This is a genomic window from Rhodococcus tibetensis, from assembly GCF_024438035.1.
Lineage (GTDB): Bacteria > Actinomycetota > Actinomycetes > Mycobacteriales > Mycobacteriaceae > Rhodococcus_F > Rhodococcus_F tibetensis.
Genome location: NZ_JANFQF010000001.1, coordinates 271901 through 289107 on the forward strand (window position 1 = coordinate 271901; position 17207 = coordinate 289107).

Sequence of the window (17207 nt, forward strand, 5' to 3'; positions counted from 1 at the left end):
TGACCGTTCGTTCGTCTCGGCTGAACGCTCTCCTGCCGCCAGTTCCTACTTCCCTCCGCGCCTGCCCTTCCACGGAGGCGGCCGGCGCTGACCTCACCGCGCCCGATCAACCATCGCAGCTGGCAGGCGAGGTGCCGGCCACCGTAGATGCGTTCAAACCGACATTCTGGCCGGACCTAAATATGATGGTGGAACTTATTTCTGGGGTTTGGGGGCGTATGGATCCGCGGGGAGGAAAAGCAGGCACTGCCGGCCGGGGTGGTGTGCGTGCGTTGTGGCCGTATGCCCGTGAGCATCGCCGGCTACTCGGGGCGGCGGTGGTGTTGTCCACGGCCGCCGCCGGGTTGAGTCTGGCGCAACCGGTGCTGGTGGGCCGGATCATCAGCGCGGTCGGAGACGGTGCCCCGCTCGGCGGATTGGTGTGGGCGCTGGTCGGGTTCCTCACCGTCGGCGCGGTCTTCGGCACGATCCAGTACTACCTGCTGCAACGGACCGCAGAGAGTGTGGTGCTCACCGCCCGGACCGAACTGATCGGGCACCTGTTGCAGTTACCGATGAGCGAGTACCGGAGCCGCCACGTCGGCGATCTGGTCTCCCGGGTCGCCTCGGACACCACCCTGCTGCGCGCCGCCCTCACCGATTGCCTGGTCGAACCCCTCGGCGGGATCCTCGTCCTGGTCGGCGCGCTGACTGCAATGGTGCTGCTCGACCCGGTACTGGCCGGGGTCGCTGTCCTGGTCGTTGCGATCGTGGTCGCAGCGTCACTTCATGTCACTCGGCGACTGAGAGCGTTGACATTCGAGACCCAGTCCCGGCTCGGGGACCTGACCGGCGACCTGAACCAGACCCTGACGGCGATCAGCGTCATCCGCGCCAACGGGGCCACCGAACGCGCCCGTGCCCGGCTCGGCGACCGGGTCCGGGCGGCCTTCGATGCCGGGGTGCGTGCGGCCCGATCCGGCGCCGCGATCCAACCGCTCCGGCAGACCACCGGGCACGCGGCGCTGCTCGTCATCCTCGGCGTCGGCGGCTACCGGGTGGCCACCGGCCATCTGACCGTCGCCGAGCTGGTCACGTTCATCCTGTTCATGCTGTTGTTCATGGACCCGGTGAACACCGCCTTCACCGCGGTGCAGTCCCTCGCCGCCGCCCTCGGCGCCCTGCAACGCATCACCGACATCCAGCAGATTCCCGCCGAGGACGCCACCGACACCATCACGCACCGGCAACTGTCTCCGTCGGCATCGTCGGCGCCGATCATCCAGTTCCGCGACGTCCGCTTCGGGTACCGCCCAAACCATCTCGTGCTCGACTCGGTGAGCTTCACCGTCGCGCGAGGCTCCCGGACCGCGATCGTCGGACTTTCCGGCGCCGGTAAATCCACCCTCCTCGCTCTGGTCGAAAGGTTCTACGACCTCGACGGTGGCCGCATCGAACTCGCCGGGGTGGACATCACTTCCCTGCCGCGGACCGTGCTGCGCTCGCAGCTGGGTTACGTGGAACAGAACGCGCCCGCGATCTCGGGCACCGTTCGGGAGAACCTCATCCTGGCCGCGCCCGAGGTGACGGACGAGCAGTGCTGGTCGGCCCTGGACACCGTCAATCTACGCCACCGGATCGACACCGAGGCCAAGGGTTTGAACGCCCTGATCGGCGAGCACGGGATCCGCCTGTCCGGTGGCGAGCGGCAACGGTTGGCGATCGCCCGCGCACTCCTCGCCCGACCACCGCTGTTGCTGTTGGACGAGCCGACGTCGAGCCTCGACAGCCGCAACGAGGAGATCTTCCAGAGGGCGCTCGAGGCCACCGGAGCCGATCAGACCGTCGTCATCGTCGCGCACCGGCTCGCGACGGTGAAGAACGCCGACCAGATCATCGTCCTCGACCACGGGCGGGTCCGCGCGGTCGGCACCCACAACGAGTTGCTCGGGACCAGCGAGCTCTATCGTGAACTCGCCCACCACCAGCTGATCGGCACTCCAAACAAAATCCGGGCAAACCAGCAACCGGCACCGGCTTCAGAACCGAGGTGGTGACAAGCGGGTACTGCCCGAAGCGGATTGGCGACCGGTCACCAATCCTTCGGCAACATCGAGCGCTATGTTTGGATTCGTTCCACTGACCGGTGCCTGAATCGGCCTAGCCGGTCCTACGCCAGAATGGTGGCGTGCTGCCTGTCAGAAAGGTCCTGTTCTCCTTCGCCGGCGGGATAGGCCATCTGAATCTGATGCTCCCGGTCGCAAGAGCGCTCCGCAATGCCGGGCACGCTGTCGGCGTATGCGGCCAAGCGAACATCATTGACGGCACGAGCGGATTCGACGCGTACTTTCCGTGCGGAAGTTCGGCCCCACCGCCTACGGACCAGTCGACGGGCATACTCGCCGGCCCAGATCTCGACCACGAGTTCTCCGTGATCGGCGCGTATTTCGCGGGCGCTCTCGCAACCAGGCGCTTGCGCGACGTTCGGCAGAGCATCGATCGCTGGGCGCCGGATCTACTGGTCTGCGACGAGATGGACTTCGGAGCCATGATCGCGGCCGAACAGGCCGAGATCCCGCGCGTCGTCGTCAACGTCATCGCCTCCGGCGCTTTGACCCGCGTCGAACACATCCATGAGCCAGTAGCGCGGCTCCGAGCAGTACACGGCCTGCGGGACGATCCCGGCTGCACAGAGTTGACCCGGAACCTCATCGTTTCACCCGTTCCGCCGTCCTTCCGGCACCCCGACTTCCCGCTTGCCGAAACTGCGGTATCGGTCCGGCCGGAATTCGATCGCGACACCGGCCGGCAGGCTGCCGTTGACTGGCTTGCCGCAGGAGACGAGCCGGGTCGGGTGTACCTGACGCTGGGCACCGTCTTCAACACCGAGTCCGGTGACTTGTTCATCCGCGTCCTCGAGGGATTGCGACGGCTCCCTGTGCGCGTTCTCGCGACGGTCGGTATGAACATCGATCCGGCCAGCATCCCGGTCGTCGCCGACAACGTCCGGATCGAAACGCTTCGTACCCCAATCGGCCGTGCTTCCGCATTGTGATCTCGTCGTCAACCACGCGGGTTCGGGGAGTGTCATCGGCGCGCTGGCTTGGGGCGCCCCTGTGATCGCCCTTCCGATGGGGGCGGATCAGGAACTCAACGCCGAACGGCTGACAGCCCTCGACGCTGGGATCACGCTCGATCCGATGACGCTGACGTCGGATGAGATCCGCCGATCCGCACTCAGTACTTTGGCCTCGGATTCCTTACGTCTCGGCGCACAAAGGGTGTGCGAAGAGATCGACGAAATACCATCCCCTACAACGATAATCGAAGATTGTGAACGTCTGATGGGTCAGGGAAGGTCGTGCTGAACCGGCACCAGTGGCCGAACCATGAAACCGTCCGACGTCGAGCCTGCGGCCCGTGCCACAAGCGGACCCCTGAGAGGACGGCTGGACCAAGGTTGCGCTTCACCCCCTCAGGACTCTCAGCGTGCCGGTTCGAAACCCGCCAGCATCTGCTCGAGGGCGGCCTGGTCGGGACCGACGAAGGCATCGGCCTGCGGGGCGGCGGCGAGCATCTCGAGATACTCGGCGGTGCGGCCGTCTGCCGGTGGAAGGTGAGTGCTCAGGAGCCGTTGGGGTTCGAGAGCACTCAGGGCCGCCACGGTGGCCATGAATTTCTCCTGGTCCACCGTGTGCACCCAGGGGCTGTCCACTGTGGCCCACAGATGCTGGGCGGCGCGTACGGCACTCGGCAGGCAGTAGCCGATGTCGTCGGCGGTGGCGAGCTCCGCGGTCTCCAGCGGGGCCCCGAAGCAGTCGGACGAGAAGTAGGATCCGCTGCGGTCGTCGAAGCAACCGACCGTGCTCGGATTGTCGAACAGCGGCGGACGCAGCGCGGTCAGCCGTCGGTCGCCGACGTCGAGGGATTGCCCGGGGTTGAGCAGGTACACGCGGTCCAACGGGACGGGCCGTTCGCACGACATGATGCCGACACCGGCGAAGGTGGTGATCAGCCGGGCGTGGGGTGCCTGGTCGAGCAAGTCGAAGAGCGAGCCGGTGTGATCGCGGTCCGGATGGGTCAGCCACACCCATTCGATGTCGGCGGGGTCGACCACCGATCCGAGTGCCTCCAGGAACCCGCGGCCGGGCAGACTCAGTCCGGTGTCCACGACCACCGGTTCGGCGGCCCGGAGAACGTAGGCGTTCACCGGGAGATGTCCGATGCCGGGTACTTCCAGTTCGTCGCTGAGGACCACGATGTCGGGACGTATTCTGTTGATGCGCATGGGAACTCTCCTCAGTCGTCGTAGTCGACGCGGATCAGCGACCGGGCGATCTCGGCCAGCTCGGCTTCGGTCGGCACGTATCCCCTGGGAACCTTCAGGCCGAGTTCGAACGGCGACGCCCCGTCGTCGAGAGCGGCACGGAATGCGGCGCCTGCCTCGGCAGGGGTGGCATCGAGCAACAGTGCGCGCCCCCGGCGAACCCGGCCGCGGTGGGTGACCGTCACGGGTGCGCCGCCGGCGAAGTTGAACCGCCACGGCCGCTCGGTGAAGATCAGCGTGCCACCGTCGACGTCGTGCAGGCACACCGGCACCCGCATGATGCGCCCAGTACGCCGTCCGGTGAACTCGATCAGTCCTTGGCGCCGAATGCGCCGACCCCAGGACCGGGTCGTGAGGGCACGCCGGACCAACGGATTGACCAGCCGCATCAATTGGGGAGACGGGGGACTCAGCCGCACATTCGCGGTATCGGGCTTGGACATGTCCCCGACGCTAGGCCCGGCACGGCGGGGGCACCATTCCAGATTTCTGGTATTTCCGGCGGTCGATCCGGGCTCCTACTATTGACGAGTGAGCACGGATTCCGTGCAGTGCGCGGCCGACAAGATCGCACGAGTGTGCGCCGCACCGCGCGGCCTCGTCGCGTTGTGGCAGGACGCATCGGAGGTCGTCGCCGGGGTGGTCCCGTACTACTGGACGCCGTGCTGGTTTACGGTCGACCCGTTGTCTTTGCTGATGACCAGCCACTATCACTTCGGCATGGACGAGTTTCCCCGTGAGTGGCTGGCCGCCGAGTACTACGAGGACGATGTCCAGTCGGTACCCGGTGTAATGGGTTCGGCCACTGGGATTTCCACGCTGCACGACGCAGCTGAGGGTGATCCGTCGCGCAGCCCGCGCTGGCGTCGAAACCGCACACTCGGTGGCGATCAGGAGTTGATCGCCCGATTACGCACCCGCTCCGGCGAGAACTGGGGAGCGCTCTCGCTCTACCGGGACGAGGGCATGCCCCTGTTCACCGACACGGAGAAGTCTTTCCTCCGTGAGATTTCGCCGGTCCTCGCCGGCGGCGCCCGACGTGCGTTGCTGTACGGGCAGGCGAAGGAGCCGGAATATTCCGATTCGCCGGGCCTGCTCGTCCTCGACCACAATTGGGACATCGAGTCCGCCACCCCTGGTGTCGACCGTTGGATGGCAGATCTTCCCGGCGGGAACTGGGATCGCGGCGAGTTGCCGGCCGCCGTGATAGCTCTCGCCGCCCGGGTGCTGCGTTCCGCGGAAGACCGCGATCACGTGGGCGAGGTCGCGCTCTCACGGGTGCTTTCCCGCTCCGGAGCGTGGCTGGTACTGCACGGTGCGTGCCTCGCATCGACCGGCACCCAGCGGATCGCCGTGATCGTCGAACCCGCGCACCCCAGCCGGCTCTACCCCCTGCTGATGTCGGCCTACGGGCTGACCGAGCGCGAGAAGGAAGTCACCGCGATGGTGCTGCAGGGGGCGTCGACCTCGCAGATCTCGGCCGCACTCTCCGTATCTGCGTACACCGTCCAGAAACATCTCGAGAGCATCTTCGACAAGACCGGCGTCCGCAGCCGACGCGACCTGGTCGGCAGGGTGTTCTTTCACCACTACGAACCACGGTTCCGCGACAACGAGAAACGCACGCTCGCCGACCGGCCGCTGCGGGGTGGCCCCTGGCCCGCGGATCGTCGGCGCCGCACAGGTCAGTAGACGATCGGTGACCGGAGTCCACTCGAGCTGTGGTCAATCGCCATCAGCCGATAGCTTCAGTCTGGTGTGCGCTCGGTGGACTCTGACATGAGCAGTTGCTCGGACAGCAGCTCGAGTGCCTGTCGTGCGTAGCCACGCCACATCGAGGTGACCAGCGGCATGACGAGTGCCCCAATGCCCCTCGAGTGCAGGACCCATCGCCAGGTGATCTTGGTTCCGGTTCCGTGTGGAACGAACTCCCACGTTCCGTCGATGCTGTCTACCAGCGGCCGCAGCGGGCCGGTGATGTCGCTGAGCCGGTAACTGAACGAGTGCGGGGCATCGACGCCTGTCAGCAGCTCGCGCATCGTTCCACCGTCAGTGGTGACCACTGTGCGCGACTGTCCGACCCGGCCCCAGATCCCGTCCTGCCCGCGGACCTGCTTGATGGGCGGCAGCAGGGCGTAGCGGCGGGAGAAGATCGCGGTCAGCGGGATCGGCAGCGTCACGTCGAAGGCTTGCTCGGGCGCGATCGGGATCGCCCGCGACTGCTCGACTGTGGAAGGCGTGGCCATCACGCAAGCCTAACTGAGGCGGGCGAAGGCCAGCGAGGGAACGTCATGTAGGCCTGCGGCCGCACAGGTACCCGCCAAGCTCGCTGGTCTGCGTGGTGTGGAACCGAACCTGCTCGTCGCTAGGGGTCGTCCACCCGAACACGCCCTCGCGGTCGGCGATGAAGCCGTCCACGGAGACGCTCATCGAATAAATCAGCACGGGTTTCAGATCGGGCCGGAGTGACCGACGATGATCGGTAATGAGTCAACCTTTTGGCTCGGCCTCGGGCTCTCCTTTTCTTCTGCGGGGCCTTCGTGTCGCGGTCCTGCAGCATCGTCGCCCGCGCAACAAGGTCGCTGAAACTGTTGCACAGTGGCGAGGGCGAGGGGGAGCAGGCGTCGGATTACCTCAGTCGGGCACGTTGTCTGCGTGACCGAGATCCCGGAGGGCCCCGCGCAGCTTGGTCATGGCCTCGTCCTGCGACTCCTGAGACGGATCAGGATCGGCATTGCTGATGTTGAAATCACCGAGGTCGTACGCGGGGAAGACGTGCACGTGCAGGTGAGGGACCTCGAGTCCGGCGATCAACAGGCCGGCGCGGGGGGCGTCGAACGCCGGACCCACGGCCTGCCCGATCGTGCGGGCCACATTCATGACCTTGGTCCACAGCTCGCCGTCGACCTCCTGCCAGTGGTCCACTTCCTTCCGGGGCACGATCAGGGTGTGGCCCTGCGTGACGGGTGCGATGGTGAGGAACGCGACCACGTCCTCGTCCTCCCACACGAATCGTCCGGGCAGATCTCCGTTGATGATTGCGCTGAATACAGATCCCATGACCCGAGATTAATCGTTTGCCATTGACAGGAAACTCGCAGGCCGTGTCCAGGGAGGCCGGAGCGTACGGGCCGATCTTGTACTCATGACGACGAATTCCCTCTCCCGCGCATCGAGTGCACCGGTACGAACCGAGACCTCGCCGACCTCGCCCGTGCTGGACGTTGTCGTGCCGGTGTACAACGAGGAAGCCGGCCTCGAACGCTGCGTGCGCCAGCTGCGGCGGCACCTCGACGACAGCGTTCCCTACTCCGCTCGCATCACCATCGCCGACAACGCCAGTGTCGACGCCACCCTCGCGGTGGCGGAACGGCTAGCCGCCGAAGTTCCCGATGTTCGCGTCGTCCACCTCGACCAGAAGGGGCGGGGCCGGGCGCTGCGGGCGGTGTGGAGTGCATCGGACGCCGAGGTCGTGGCCTACATGGACGTAGACCTGTCGACGGACCTCAACGCCCTCATGCCGCTGATCGCGCCCCTGCTGTCGGGGCATTCGGACATCGCGATCGGTTCGCGGCTCGTCCGCTCGTCCCGTGTGGTCCGGGGTCCTAAGCGCGAATTCATCTCCCGCAGCTACAACCTCATCCTCCGTGGAGCACTGCACGCACGATTCTCGGACGCACAGTGCGGGTTCAAGGCGATGCGGGCGGACATAGCCCAGCGCCTGCTCCCGCTTGTCGAGGACACCGGCTGGTTCTTCGACACCGAACTGCTGGTCCTCGCCGAGCGTGCGGGCCTGCGCATCCACGAAGTCCCGGTCGACTGGGTCGACGACCCGGACAGTCGGGTCGACATCGTCGCGACCGCGGTCGCCGACCTGAAGGGGGTCTGGCGGGTCGGCCGCGCGCTGTCCACGGGCTCGTTGCCGCTGGGCAGCCTTCGCACCAGTTTCGGTCGTGAGCCGCTCGTCCCGGGCGTGCCCCGGGGAATGGTCGGGCAGCTGGTCAGATTCGCGGTGATCGGAGTGGCGTCCACTCTGGCCTACGCGCTGCTGTACCTGGTTCTCCATCCGATCATGGGCGCGCAGTGGGCCAACGCGGCATCACTCCTCGTGACCGCCGTGCTCAACACGGCAGCGAATCGTGCGTTCACCTTCGGGGTGCGTGGAACGCAGGGCGCAGCCCGGCATCAAGTACAGGGGCTACTCGTGTTCGCTTTCGGCCTGCTCCTCACCAGCGGATCCCTCTTCGTCCTCCACGCGGCAGCTCCCGATGCATCCAAGCACGTCGAACTCGCCGTCCTCGTTCTCGCCAATCTCGTCGCCACCATCACTCGTTTCATAGCCCTTCGCTGGGTGTTCCGGAACGCACGCCCCGAAGGAGTTCACGCATGACGACGACCCTCGAACAACCGAAGGTCGACGCGGCCGAACCACCTCCCGCCCGGAGGCGGTGGGAGCCCTGGGCGCTCGGCGCCCTTCTGGTCGGGACCGCGGTCGCCTACCTCTGGGGGCTCGGCGCCTCCGGCTGGGCCAACTCGTTCTACGCGGCCGCGGTCCAGGCGGGTTCGGAATCGTGGAAGGCGTTCTTCTTCGGATCCTCCGACGCCGCCAACTCCATCACCGTCGACAAGCCCCCGATGTCGCTGTGGCTGATGTCGCTGTCGGTCCGGGTCTTCGGCCTCAGCTCCTGGGCGATGCTGGTACCGCAGGCACTGCTCGGCGTCGGTTCCGTCGCCCTGCTGTACGCCACGGTGAAGCGGTGGTTCGGCGCCCCGGCCGGTCTGCTCGCGGGTCTCGTGCTCGCGCTGACGCCGATCGCGGTGCTGATGTTCCGGTTCAACAATCCCGACGCCCTGCTGGTGCTGCTGATGATCGCCTCCGTGTGGGCGACGCTGCGGGCCGTGGAGGACGGACGCACCCGGTGGATGGTGCTGACCGGCGTGTTCGTCGGTTTTGGGTTCCTGACCAAGCAGCTTCAGGTGATGCTCGTCGTCCCGCCGCTCGCCCTGACCTATCTCGTCGCGGGTCCGCCGAAGTTCGGCAAACGCCTCGCCCAGTGCTTCGCCGCGCTCGGCGCGATGATCGTCTCCGCGGGCTGGTGGCTACTGATCGTCGAACTGTGGCCGGCGTCGTCGCGGCCCTGGATCGGCGGTTCGCAGAACAATTCGATCCTCGAACTCACGCTGGGCTACAACGGTCTCGGCCGGTTGAACGGTGAGGAGACCGGCAGCGTCACGCCTGGCGGTGGCGGTCGCGGGGACGCAGCAATCGCCATGGGCGAGGCCATGGCGAGCGACGGCATGCCCCCGGGCGGCCCCGGTGGCGGTATCTGGGGCAGCACCGGCATCACGCGGATGTTCGAATCGGCTCAGGGCGGTCAGATCGCCTGGATGCTCCCGGCCGCACTGATCCTGCTGGTCGCCGGTCTCGCACTGCGCGGCAGGGCGCCTCGCGTCGACACCCAGCGCGCGTCGTTCCTCGTGTGGGGCCTGTGGCTGCTCTTCACCGGACTGACGTTCAGCTTCATGGCAGGTATCTTCCACGCGTACTACACCGTCGCACTCGCACCGGCGGTGGCTGCGCTGGTGGCGATCGGTTCGGTGACGCTGTGGCGTCGACGGGACACGCTGTGGGTGCGGGCGGTTCTCGCCGCGACACTGCTGGTCACCGCGGCCATGTCCTGGGTTCTGCTCGAACGCAGCGCGTCGTTCGTGCCGTGGCTGAAATGGGCCGTGGTCGTCGTCGGCGTCGTCGCCGCGGCTGCCGTGCTGGTTCCTGCGCTGACCCGAGGCCGTGTCGCTGCCGTCGTCGCGCTGGCCGCGCTGTTCACCGGGCTCGCCGGACCGGCGGCCTACGCAGTCGACACCATCGCGACGCCGCACACCGGTTCGATCGTTTCGGCCGGACCCGACGTCGAAGGCGCCCGCGGCGGCCCCGGCGGAATGGGTGGCCCCGGAATGGGTGCCCCCGGCATGGACGGTGCCGGACGCATGGGCCGCTCGGACGGCGCCGCCGCACCCGCGATGCCGGGCGGTGCCGTCTCCGGCGCAACGGACGGCGCGGTGGCAGGAGCCCCCGACGGGATGGGCGGTATGGGTGCCATGGGCGCTGGCGCTGCCGGGGGACTGCTCTCCGGTAGCGAACCGGGCGCGGAACTGGTGGCGTTGCTCGAACAGGACTCCGGCAACTACACCTGGGTGGCAGCGGCCATCGGATCCAACAGCGCGTCCGGTTACCAGCTCGCCACTGAGGACCCGGTCATGCCGATCGGCGGTTTCAACGGCAGCGATCCGTCACCCACGCTGGAGCAATTCCAGCAGTACGTGGCGGACGGCAAGATCCACTACTTCATCGCCGGCGGCCGAGGCGGCGGAATGGGTGGAGACGGAACTGCATCGGAGATCTCGACGTGGGTGCAGGAGAACTTCACCGCTGTCACGGTCGACGGCGTGACCCTGTACGACCTGACCGCCCCTGTGAGTACTGATTAACCGCCCGCGGCTAATCAGTACTCACAGGGGGTGTTCCCCGACATCCGCGGCGGCGAGGGTGATGACCAGCAATGGCACCACCTTCGCCGCCGCGATGCGGTGGTGGTTCCTCGACTCCTGCTCGACGATGCGAGCCCCGCTGAGTGCGCGCAGGTGGTGGTAGAGCGCACGCTCCGGACATCCCGTTCCCCGCGGCCCGTAGGCTGACACCCGTGCGCGTACTCGTTATCGGCTCCGGAGCCCGTGAACATGCCCTCCTTCTCGCCCTCGCCCGCGACCCGGGTGTCAGTGCCCTGATGTGCGCGCCCGGCAACGCCGGGATCGGCAAGATCGCCGAGCAGCATTCCGTCGACATCACTTCCGGGGAGGCAGTCGCCGATCTCGCGAAGAAGCTCGACGCCGACCTCGTCGTGGTGGGCCCCGAGGTCCCGCTGGTACTGGGTGTTGCGGACGCCGTCCGCGCGGCAGGCATCGCCTGCTTCGGCCCATCGGCCGACGCCGCGCGCATCGAGGGTTCCAAAGCGTTCGCCAAGGACGTCATGGCCGCCGCCGGTGTGAAGACCGCGCACAGCGAGATCGTCGACTCGCCCGCCAAGCTGGACGAAGCACTCGACCGCTTCGGGCCCAACTGGGTGGTCAAGGACGACGGCCTCGCAGCAGGCAAAGGAGTCGTGGTCACCACCGATCGGGACGCCGCCCGCGATCACGCGGCCGAACTGCTCGAGAACGGTCACCCCGTTCTCCTCGAATCCTTCCTCGACGGTCCCGAGGTGTCGCTGTTCTGCGTCGTCGACGGCGAGACCGTCGTGCCGCTGCTGCCTGCCCAGGACCACAAGCGCGTCGGCGACGGCGACACCGGACCCAACACCGGCGGCATGGGCGCCTACACGCCGCTGCCGTGGCTGCCCGAGCAGACTGTGACCCAGATTGTCGACGACGTCGTCAAGCCGGTCGCGGCGGAACTCGTCGCCCGGGGCAGCGCGTTCAGCGGCCTGCTGTACGCGGGCCTGGCGATCGGCAAAGACGGCCCCGCTGTGGTCGAGTTCAACTGCCGCTTCGGTGACCCCGAGACCCAGGCGGTACTCGCCCTTCTGAAGAGTCCGCTGGGCGAGCTGCTGAACGCGGCGGCCACCGGAACGCTCGATCAGGTCGCGCCGCTCGAATGGCACGACGGTTCGGCGGTCACCGTCGTGGTCGCCGCCGAGCACTACCCGGCGACGCCGCGCACCGGAGACGTGATCGGCGGCGCCGACGGGGAGGGCGTTCTCCATGCCGGCACGAAGCTTGTCGACGGCCAGGTGGTGTCGGCGGGTGGGCGTGTGCTCAGTGTCGTCGGGGTCGGCGCGGACCTCGGCGAAGCGCGTGAGGACGCCTACGCCAGGATTGCCGCGATCAAGTTGCCCGGCGGTCACTTTCGCAAGGACATCGGATTGGCCGCGGTCGAGGGCCGTATCGCCATTCCCTGAGTCTGTTCCTGATTTCGGCACCGAAAGACGTGCACCCCTGAGCAATTCAGGGGTGCACGTCCTTCGTTGAGTGTTATCGCGCCGTCCACCCGCCGTCGATGGTGTACGAGGCGCCGGTGACCATGCCGGCATCCGCCGACGCCAGCCATCCGACAAGGGACGCGACCTCGGCCGGTTCCACCAGCCGTTTGATCGCGCTCTCGGTGAGCATCACCTTCTCGATCACGTCGGCCTCGCTGACGCCGTGCAGCTGTGCCTGATCGGCGATCTGTTTCTGCACCAACGGTGTCGACACGTAACCCGGGTTGACACAGTTGCTGGTTACGCCGTGGGGGCCACCCTCGAGGGCGGTCACCTTGGACATGCCCTCGAGCGCATGTTTGGCCGTCACGTATGCCACCTTGAATGCCGAGGCCCGGAGCCCGTGCACAGAGGAGACGTTCACTATCCGCCCGAATCCCTGTGCGTACATGTGCGGTAGCGCGGCACGGATCAGTAGGAACGGCGCCTCGACCATCAGCGTCTGGATGCGCCGGAAGTCCTCGGGGCGGAATTCCTCGATGGGATTGACGGTCTGGATACCGGCGTTGTTGACGAGGATATCCGTATCCAAGCGCCGATCCGTGAGCTGGTCGGTGTCGAGAAGGTCGACGTGCCAGGCCGTTCCGTCGATGTCGTCGGCGAGCGTCTTTGCCGCGACATCGTCGAGGTCTGCGACGGTGACCTGTGCTCCACGAGCGGCCAGGTGTCGCGCGCATGCTGCACCGATCCCGCTCGCACCGCCGGTGACGAGGGCCGTGCGGCCGGAGAGGTCAAGCACGGTCATGCTGCCGCTCCTGCCTTCTCCGCGGCCACATTGCGGGCGTCGGCTGCGTCGATCGATTCGAGCGAGATGCCCTTGGTCTCTCGGGCGACGATCACGGCGACGACGGTGACGAGGCACGCGATCGCCAGATAGATCGCGATGGGCACCGAGGAGTGGTACTTGTTCAACAGACTCGCCGCAATGATCGGTGCCAGGGAGCCGGCCACGATCGACGTCACCTGGTAACCGAGGGAGACGCCTGAGTAGCGCATCCGGGTCGGGAACATCTCTGCCATGATCGCGGGCTGTCCCGCGTACATGAAGGCGTGGAACACCAGGCCGATGACGATGGCGCCGAGAATGACGGCGTTGTGGTCGCTGTTCATCATCGGGAAGGCGAAGAAGCCCCAGGTTCCCGCGGTCACCGCACCGATCATGTACACCGGGCGCCGGCCGATGCTGTCGGACAACCGGCCCACCAGTGGGATCACCGCGAAGTGCACCGCGTGGGCGATCAGCATCCACCACAAGATCTGTGCAGTGTCGGTGTGGACCACGACCTTGAGGTAGGTGATCGAGAAGGTGACGACAAGGTAGTACATGACGTTCTCGCCGAATCGAAGTCCCATCGCGGTGAAGACGCCACGCGGGTAACGCTTGACCACCTCGAAGACGTTGAAGGACGTCTCCTTGATCTTCTCGGCATCCTTCTGGGCCTGGAGGAAGATCGGAGCGTCGGTCACCTTGGTGCGGATGTAGTAGCCGACCAGGACGATCACGGCGGACAGCCAGAAGGCCACGCGCCAGCCCCAGCTCAAGAAGGCTGCATCCGGCAGCGTCGTCGTCAGGACGAGCAGTACGACGGTGGCGACCAGGTTGCCGGCCGGAACTCCCGCCTGCGGCCAGGAAGCCCAGAACCCGCGTGATCGGTCGGGGCTGTGCTCGGCGACGAGCAGTACCGCGCCGCCCCATTCGCCACCGACCGCGAAGCCCTGGACGAAGCGAAGCGTGACGAGCAACGCGGGCGCCCAGTAGCCGATCTGAGCGAACGTAGGCAGACAGCCCATGAGGAACGTGGCCGTGCCCACGAGGACGAGGCTGAACTGGAGCAGTTGCTTGCGGCCGAACTTGTCACCGAAGTGGCCGAAGACGATGCCGCCGAGCGGACGGGCCACGAAACCGACCGCGTACGTGACGAATGCCGCGATGATGGCGTCGAGCTCATTGCCTCCGGCCGCAAAGAAGACCTTGCTGAATACCAGGGTCGCCGCTGTTCCGTACAGGAAGAATTCATACCACTCGACCACGGTGCCGGCCATCGATGCACCGACCACCTTCTTCAGCCCCGAAGGGGTCTCCTCCGCGCGTAGTGTCTCGTCGACGCTCATCTGCCGCTCCTTGCTGCCCTGTGACTGGGGACACATCGGGTGTTGTCTGCCGAGTATTGATGCATATTTGTGCGCACACAATGCCCCATGATGCAGTCGCGGTGTGCAAATATGCAGACATGACTTCAGGGACGGCTCTGCCCAGCGCAGATGACCTGCTGGTACTGCTTGCAGTGGGACGCACGGGTCGCTTCAATACCGCTGCCGACGACCTCGGTGTCAACCACACCACCATTTCCCGGCGCATCGCGAATCTCGAGAAGACCCTCGGTGGTCGAGTCCTCGTCAAGGCCGCGGGCGGATGGGAACTCACCGAACTGGGACAGCAGGCCCTCACGGCGGCCGAACGGGTGGAAGCGGCCGTGCACGGTCTCGTCGCCGAACCCGGTGGCGGCGAGGGTCTGAAGGGCGTCGTGCGCGTCTCGGCCACCGACGGGTTCAGCGCGTACATCGCAGCACCCGCTGGCGCGTTGATCCGCCGACAGCACCCCGAGGTGTCCGTCGAGATCGTCGCCGTCACCCGCCGGGCCTCACAGCATCGTTCGGGTCTCGACATCGAGGTCGTCGTGGGCAAACCGCAGGTGCACCGCGCCGAGGCGGTGTGGCTGGCCGACTACGCCCTCGGTCTGTACGCGTCGCAGTCGTATCTCGCACGGCAGCGCCTTCCCCGGACCGTCGCGGAACTCGCCGACCATTCCCTGGTGTACTTCATCGACTCGATGCTGCAGGTCGACGAACTGGACCTCGCGCGCCGGCTCACCGTGTCGATGCGGGAATCGGTGACCTCGACCAACGTGTTCGTCCATGTTGAGGCCACCCGCGCCGCCGCGGGGATCGGGCTGCTGCCGTGCTTCATGGCCGACCGGCACGACGACCTCGTGCGGGTCCTGCCCGGACAGGTGGAGGCGACGCTCGCGTACTGGCTCGTCGCGCGTCCCGAGTCGCTTCGCAGACCCGAGGTCGCTGCAGTCGTGGCTGCCGTCCGCGAGACGGTGGAGTCCCACCGGGACGCGTTGGCCGGGCGATGACGGTGTCACGCTAGCGTCAGGGTGTGCGCTCCGAATCCCAGCGATCCGACATTCAGACCTTTCACGTGATGGACGTGTGGAAGGCCGCCGCCGAGCGCGAACGCACCCACGGGGACGTGCTGACGCTCGCAGCGGGTCAGCCGTCCACGCCCGCGCCGAAGCCCGTGCTGAGCGCCACCCGGCAGGTCCTCGACGGACACCTGCTCGGCTACACCGAAACGTTCGGGATTCTGGGGCTCCGCGATGCGATCGCCGAGTACCACTCCACCAAATCCGGTATCGAGGTCGACGCCGAGGACGTGGTGGTGACCACCGGTTCGTCCGGAGCATTCACGTTGTTGTTCCTGGCCGCGTTCGACGCTGGCGACACCGTGGTCGTCGCTCGCCCCGGCTACCCGGCGTACCGGAATACCCTCGCCGCCCTCGGTTGCGACGTCGTCGAACTCGATTGCGGTGCCGATACCCGATTCCAGCCGACGGTCGCGATGCTCGAGGCGCTCCCCGAACCCCCTGCCGGTCTGATCGTCGCGAGTCCCGCCAACCCCACCGGAACCGTGATCGACCCGGACGAACTGGCCGCTCTCGCCCGGTGGTGCGACGACCGCGGCACCCTCCTGATCTCCGACGAGATCTATCACGGGATCGGATACGGCGGGCAGACGATGACAAGCGCATGGGAGACGTCGCGGGAATCCGTCGTCGTCGGGTCGGTGTCCAAGTACTTCTCGATGACGGGTTGGCGGCTGGGGTGGATGCTGGTGCCCGCCGGGTTGCGGGGAGCGTTGCAGCGCCTGGCGTCGAACATGACGGTGTGCCCGCCGGCCATCTCGCAGTACGCGGCCATCGCGGCGTTCACACCGGAGTCGCGGGCCGAACTCGACTCCCACGTCCAGCGCTACGCCGTGAACCGCGAACTGCTTCTCACGGGACTACCGGAACTGGGCATCACCGATCTCGCCCCCGCGGACGGCGCGTTCTACGTGTACGCCGACATCGGGCATCTCCTCGGCGGGTCCCATGGCGAAACGTCGACACTGTGGTGCTCGCGATTGCTGCAGGACACCGGGCTGGCGCTGGCACCCGGCATCGACTTCGACACCGTCCACGGGGACTGGACCATTCGGCTCTCGTTCGCCGGGTCCACTGCCGAGGTGCGCGAAGCACTGATCCGGCTGCGTCGATGGCTCTAGCGATCGACCGAAGTCGGCCTACACTATGACCAGGATTACAGTGTTGCGGCGCACGCGGGCAAGAGGCGAAACCATGAGCGAAATCAGCAACCCAGACCCCTCCACTCCTGGTGGACTCCGCATAGGAACCCTGGAGCGGGAGCAGGCCGCAACGGCACTCGCCGCACACTTCGCGGCCGGACGCCTCGACACCGACGAGTTCGATGCGCGAGTCCGTCAGGCGTATCTCGCCAAGACTGCGGCTGACCTCGCACCACTGTTCGCGGACCTTCCGGGCGAACAGCGCTTCGGCACCGAACCAGAACCCGAACCCGAGCCGATCCGTCGGAATCCGGGACGGGAGGCCGCAGCCCTGCGAACGCTGCTGTTCGTGATGGCCGTACTTGCCGCGGTCCTGTGGGTCGCCGTCGTCCGCGTCCCGCCCCTCGTCTTCCTTCCCATCATCTGGCTCGTCCTCGCACGGCATCATCTCGGTCGCCGTTCGTGTCGAGCCTGGTGACTTCGTCACAGCGCGGACTTCCCAGTCTGTAGTCCA

Annotated in this window: 16 protein-coding genes and 1 pseudogene; 10 read left to right on the plus strand and 7 right to left on the minus strand. The window is 66.7% G+C overall.

Annotated elements, in window-relative coordinates; genetic code table 11:
• Positions 1–218: 218 nt before the first annotated feature.
• The 3 genes from NOF53_RS01335 to NOF53_RS01345 all read left to right on the plus strand — a co-directional run bounded on the left by NOF53_RS01335 (position 219) and on the right by NOF53_RS01345 (position 3347).
• The gene (locus NOF53_RS01335; RefSeq protein WP_255965166.1) at positions 219–2036 is read left to right on the plus strand and encodes an ABC transporter ATP-binding protein; all 1818 of its coding nucleotides are present in this window, start codon (positions 219–221) and stop codon (positions 2034–2036) included.
• 131 nt (positions 2037–2167) lie between these two features.
• The gene (locus NOF53_RS01340) at positions 2168–3034 is read left to right on the plus strand and encodes a glycosyltransferase family protein (protein ID WP_255965167.1); all 867 of its coding nucleotides are present in this window, start codon (positions 2168–2170) and stop codon (positions 3032–3034) included.
• Positions 3018–3347, plus strand: a complete 330-nt coding sequence (locus NOF53_RS01345; RefSeq protein ID WP_255965168.1) for a glycosyltransferase — start codon at positions 3018–3020, stop codon at positions 3345–3347. Before NOF53_RS01340 ends, NOF53_RS01345 begins: the two co-directional genes overlap by 17 nt.
• A 116-nt stretch (positions 3348–3463) precedes the next feature.
• Here the strand turns inward: NOF53_RS01345 and NOF53_RS01350 are convergent, their stop codons facing one another.
• Positions 3464–4267, minus strand: a complete 804-nt coding sequence (locus NOF53_RS01350; RefSeq protein ID WP_255965169.1) for an MBL fold metallo-hydrolase — start codon at positions 4265–4267, stop codon at positions 3464–3466.
• A gap of 11 nt (positions 4268–4278) precedes the next feature.
• Positions 4279–4749 carry a grhN gene (locus tag NOF53_RS01355; protein WP_255965170.1) on the minus strand — a complete coding sequence of 157 codons (471 nt, stop codon included), beginning with the start codon at positions 4747–4749 and terminating at the stop codon, positions 4279–4281.
• An 88-nt stretch (positions 4750–4837) separates the two neighbouring features.
• Here NOF53_RS01355 and NOF53_RS01360 point away from each other — a divergent pair, with 88 nt between their 5' ends.
• Positions 4838–5998 carry a helix-turn-helix transcriptional regulator gene (locus NOF53_RS01360; RefSeq protein WP_255965171.1) on the plus strand — a complete coding sequence of 387 codons (1161 nt, stop codon included), beginning with the start codon at positions 4838–4840 and terminating at the stop codon, positions 5996–5998.
• A 56-nt stretch (positions 5999–6054) separates the two neighbouring features.
• On the opposite strand, the gene NOF53_RS01365 is transcribed toward NOF53_RS01360, so the two are convergent.
• The gene (locus tag NOF53_RS01365) at positions 6055–6552 is read right to left on the minus strand and encodes an SRPBCC family protein (RefSeq protein ID WP_255965172.1); all 498 of its coding nucleotides are present in this window, start codon (positions 6550–6552) and stop codon (positions 6055–6057) included.
• A 388-nt stretch (positions 6553–6940) separates the two neighbouring features.
• A complete protein-coding gene (locus NOF53_RS01370) occupies positions 6941–7366 on the minus strand; it encodes an HIT family protein (RefSeq protein WP_255965173.1) in 426 nt (141 codons plus the stop codon).
• 85 nt (positions 7367–7451) lie between these two features.
• Here NOF53_RS01370 and NOF53_RS01375 point away from each other — a divergent pair, with 85 nt between their 5' ends.
• Together NOF53_RS01375 and NOF53_RS01380 are read left to right on the plus strand one after the other, a co-directional pair.
• Positions 7452–8696 carry a bifunctional glycosyltransferase family 2/GtrA family protein gene (locus NOF53_RS01375; RefSeq protein WP_255965174.1) on the plus strand — a complete coding sequence of 415 codons (1245 nt, stop codon included), beginning with the start codon at positions 7452–7454 and terminating at the stop codon, positions 8694–8696.
• The gene (locus tag NOF53_RS01380; RefSeq protein WP_255965175.1) at positions 8693–10795 is read left to right on the plus strand and encodes an ArnT family glycosyltransferase; all 2103 of its coding nucleotides are present in this window, start codon (positions 8693–8695) and stop codon (positions 10793–10795) included. The genes NOF53_RS01375 and NOF53_RS01380 overlap by 4 nt, the downstream gene beginning before the upstream one ends.
• Before the next feature lie 21 nt (positions 10796–10816).
• Here NOF53_RS01380 and NOF53_RS01385 read toward each other — a convergent pair.
• Positions 10817–10960 (minus strand): annotated as a pseudogene (locus tag NOF53_RS01385) (ArsR/SmtB family transcription factor); the annotation flags it as partial.
• A gap of 47 nt (positions 10961–11007) precedes the next feature.
• Between NOF53_RS01385 and purD the strand changes: the two are divergent.
• The gene (purD, locus tag NOF53_RS01390; protein WP_255965177.1) at positions 11008–12261 is read left to right on the plus strand and encodes a phosphoribosylamine--glycine ligase; all 1254 of its coding nucleotides are present in this window, start codon (positions 11008–11010) and stop codon (positions 12259–12261) included.
• A gap of 73 nt (positions 12262–12334) precedes the next feature.
• On the opposite strand, the gene NOF53_RS01395 is transcribed toward purD, so the two are convergent.
• Together NOF53_RS01395 and NOF53_RS01400 are read right to left on the minus strand one after the other, a co-directional pair.
• A complete protein-coding gene (locus NOF53_RS01395; protein WP_255965178.1) occupies positions 12335–13087 on the minus strand; it encodes a 3-hydroxybutyrate dehydrogenase in 753 nt (250 codons plus the stop codon).
• Positions 13084–14454 carry an MFS transporter gene (locus NOF53_RS01400; RefSeq protein WP_255965179.1) on the minus strand — a complete coding sequence of 457 codons (1371 nt, stop codon included), beginning with the start codon at positions 14452–14454 and terminating at the stop codon, positions 13084–13086. Before NOF53_RS01400 ends, NOF53_RS01395 begins: the two co-directional genes overlap by 4 nt.
• Positions 14455–14573: 119 nt before the next feature.
• Between NOF53_RS01400 and NOF53_RS01405 the strand changes: the two genes are divergently transcribed.
• The 3 genes from NOF53_RS01405 (at position 14574) to NOF53_RS01415 (ending at position 17171) form a co-directional block, all read left to right on the plus strand.
• Complete coding sequence (locus tag NOF53_RS01405) at positions 14574–15482, plus strand: LysR family transcriptional regulator (RefSeq protein ID WP_255965180.1); 909 nt, start codon at positions 14574–14576, stop codon at positions 15480–15482.
• Positions 15483–15505: 23 nt separating this feature from the next.
• Positions 15506–16672 carry a pyridoxal phosphate-dependent aminotransferase gene (locus tag NOF53_RS01410; protein WP_255965181.1) on the plus strand — a complete coding sequence of 389 codons (1167 nt, stop codon included), beginning with the start codon at positions 15506–15508 and terminating at the stop codon, positions 16670–16672.
• Positions 16673–16745: 73 nt separating this feature from the next.
• Positions 16746–17171 (plus strand): DUF1707 SHOCT-like domain-containing protein, encoded by a 426-nt coding sequence (locus NOF53_RS01415; RefSeq protein ID WP_255965182.1) that lies wholly within the window; start codon positions 16746–16748, stop codon positions 17169–17171.
• Positions 17172–17207 lie beyond the last annotated feature (36 nt).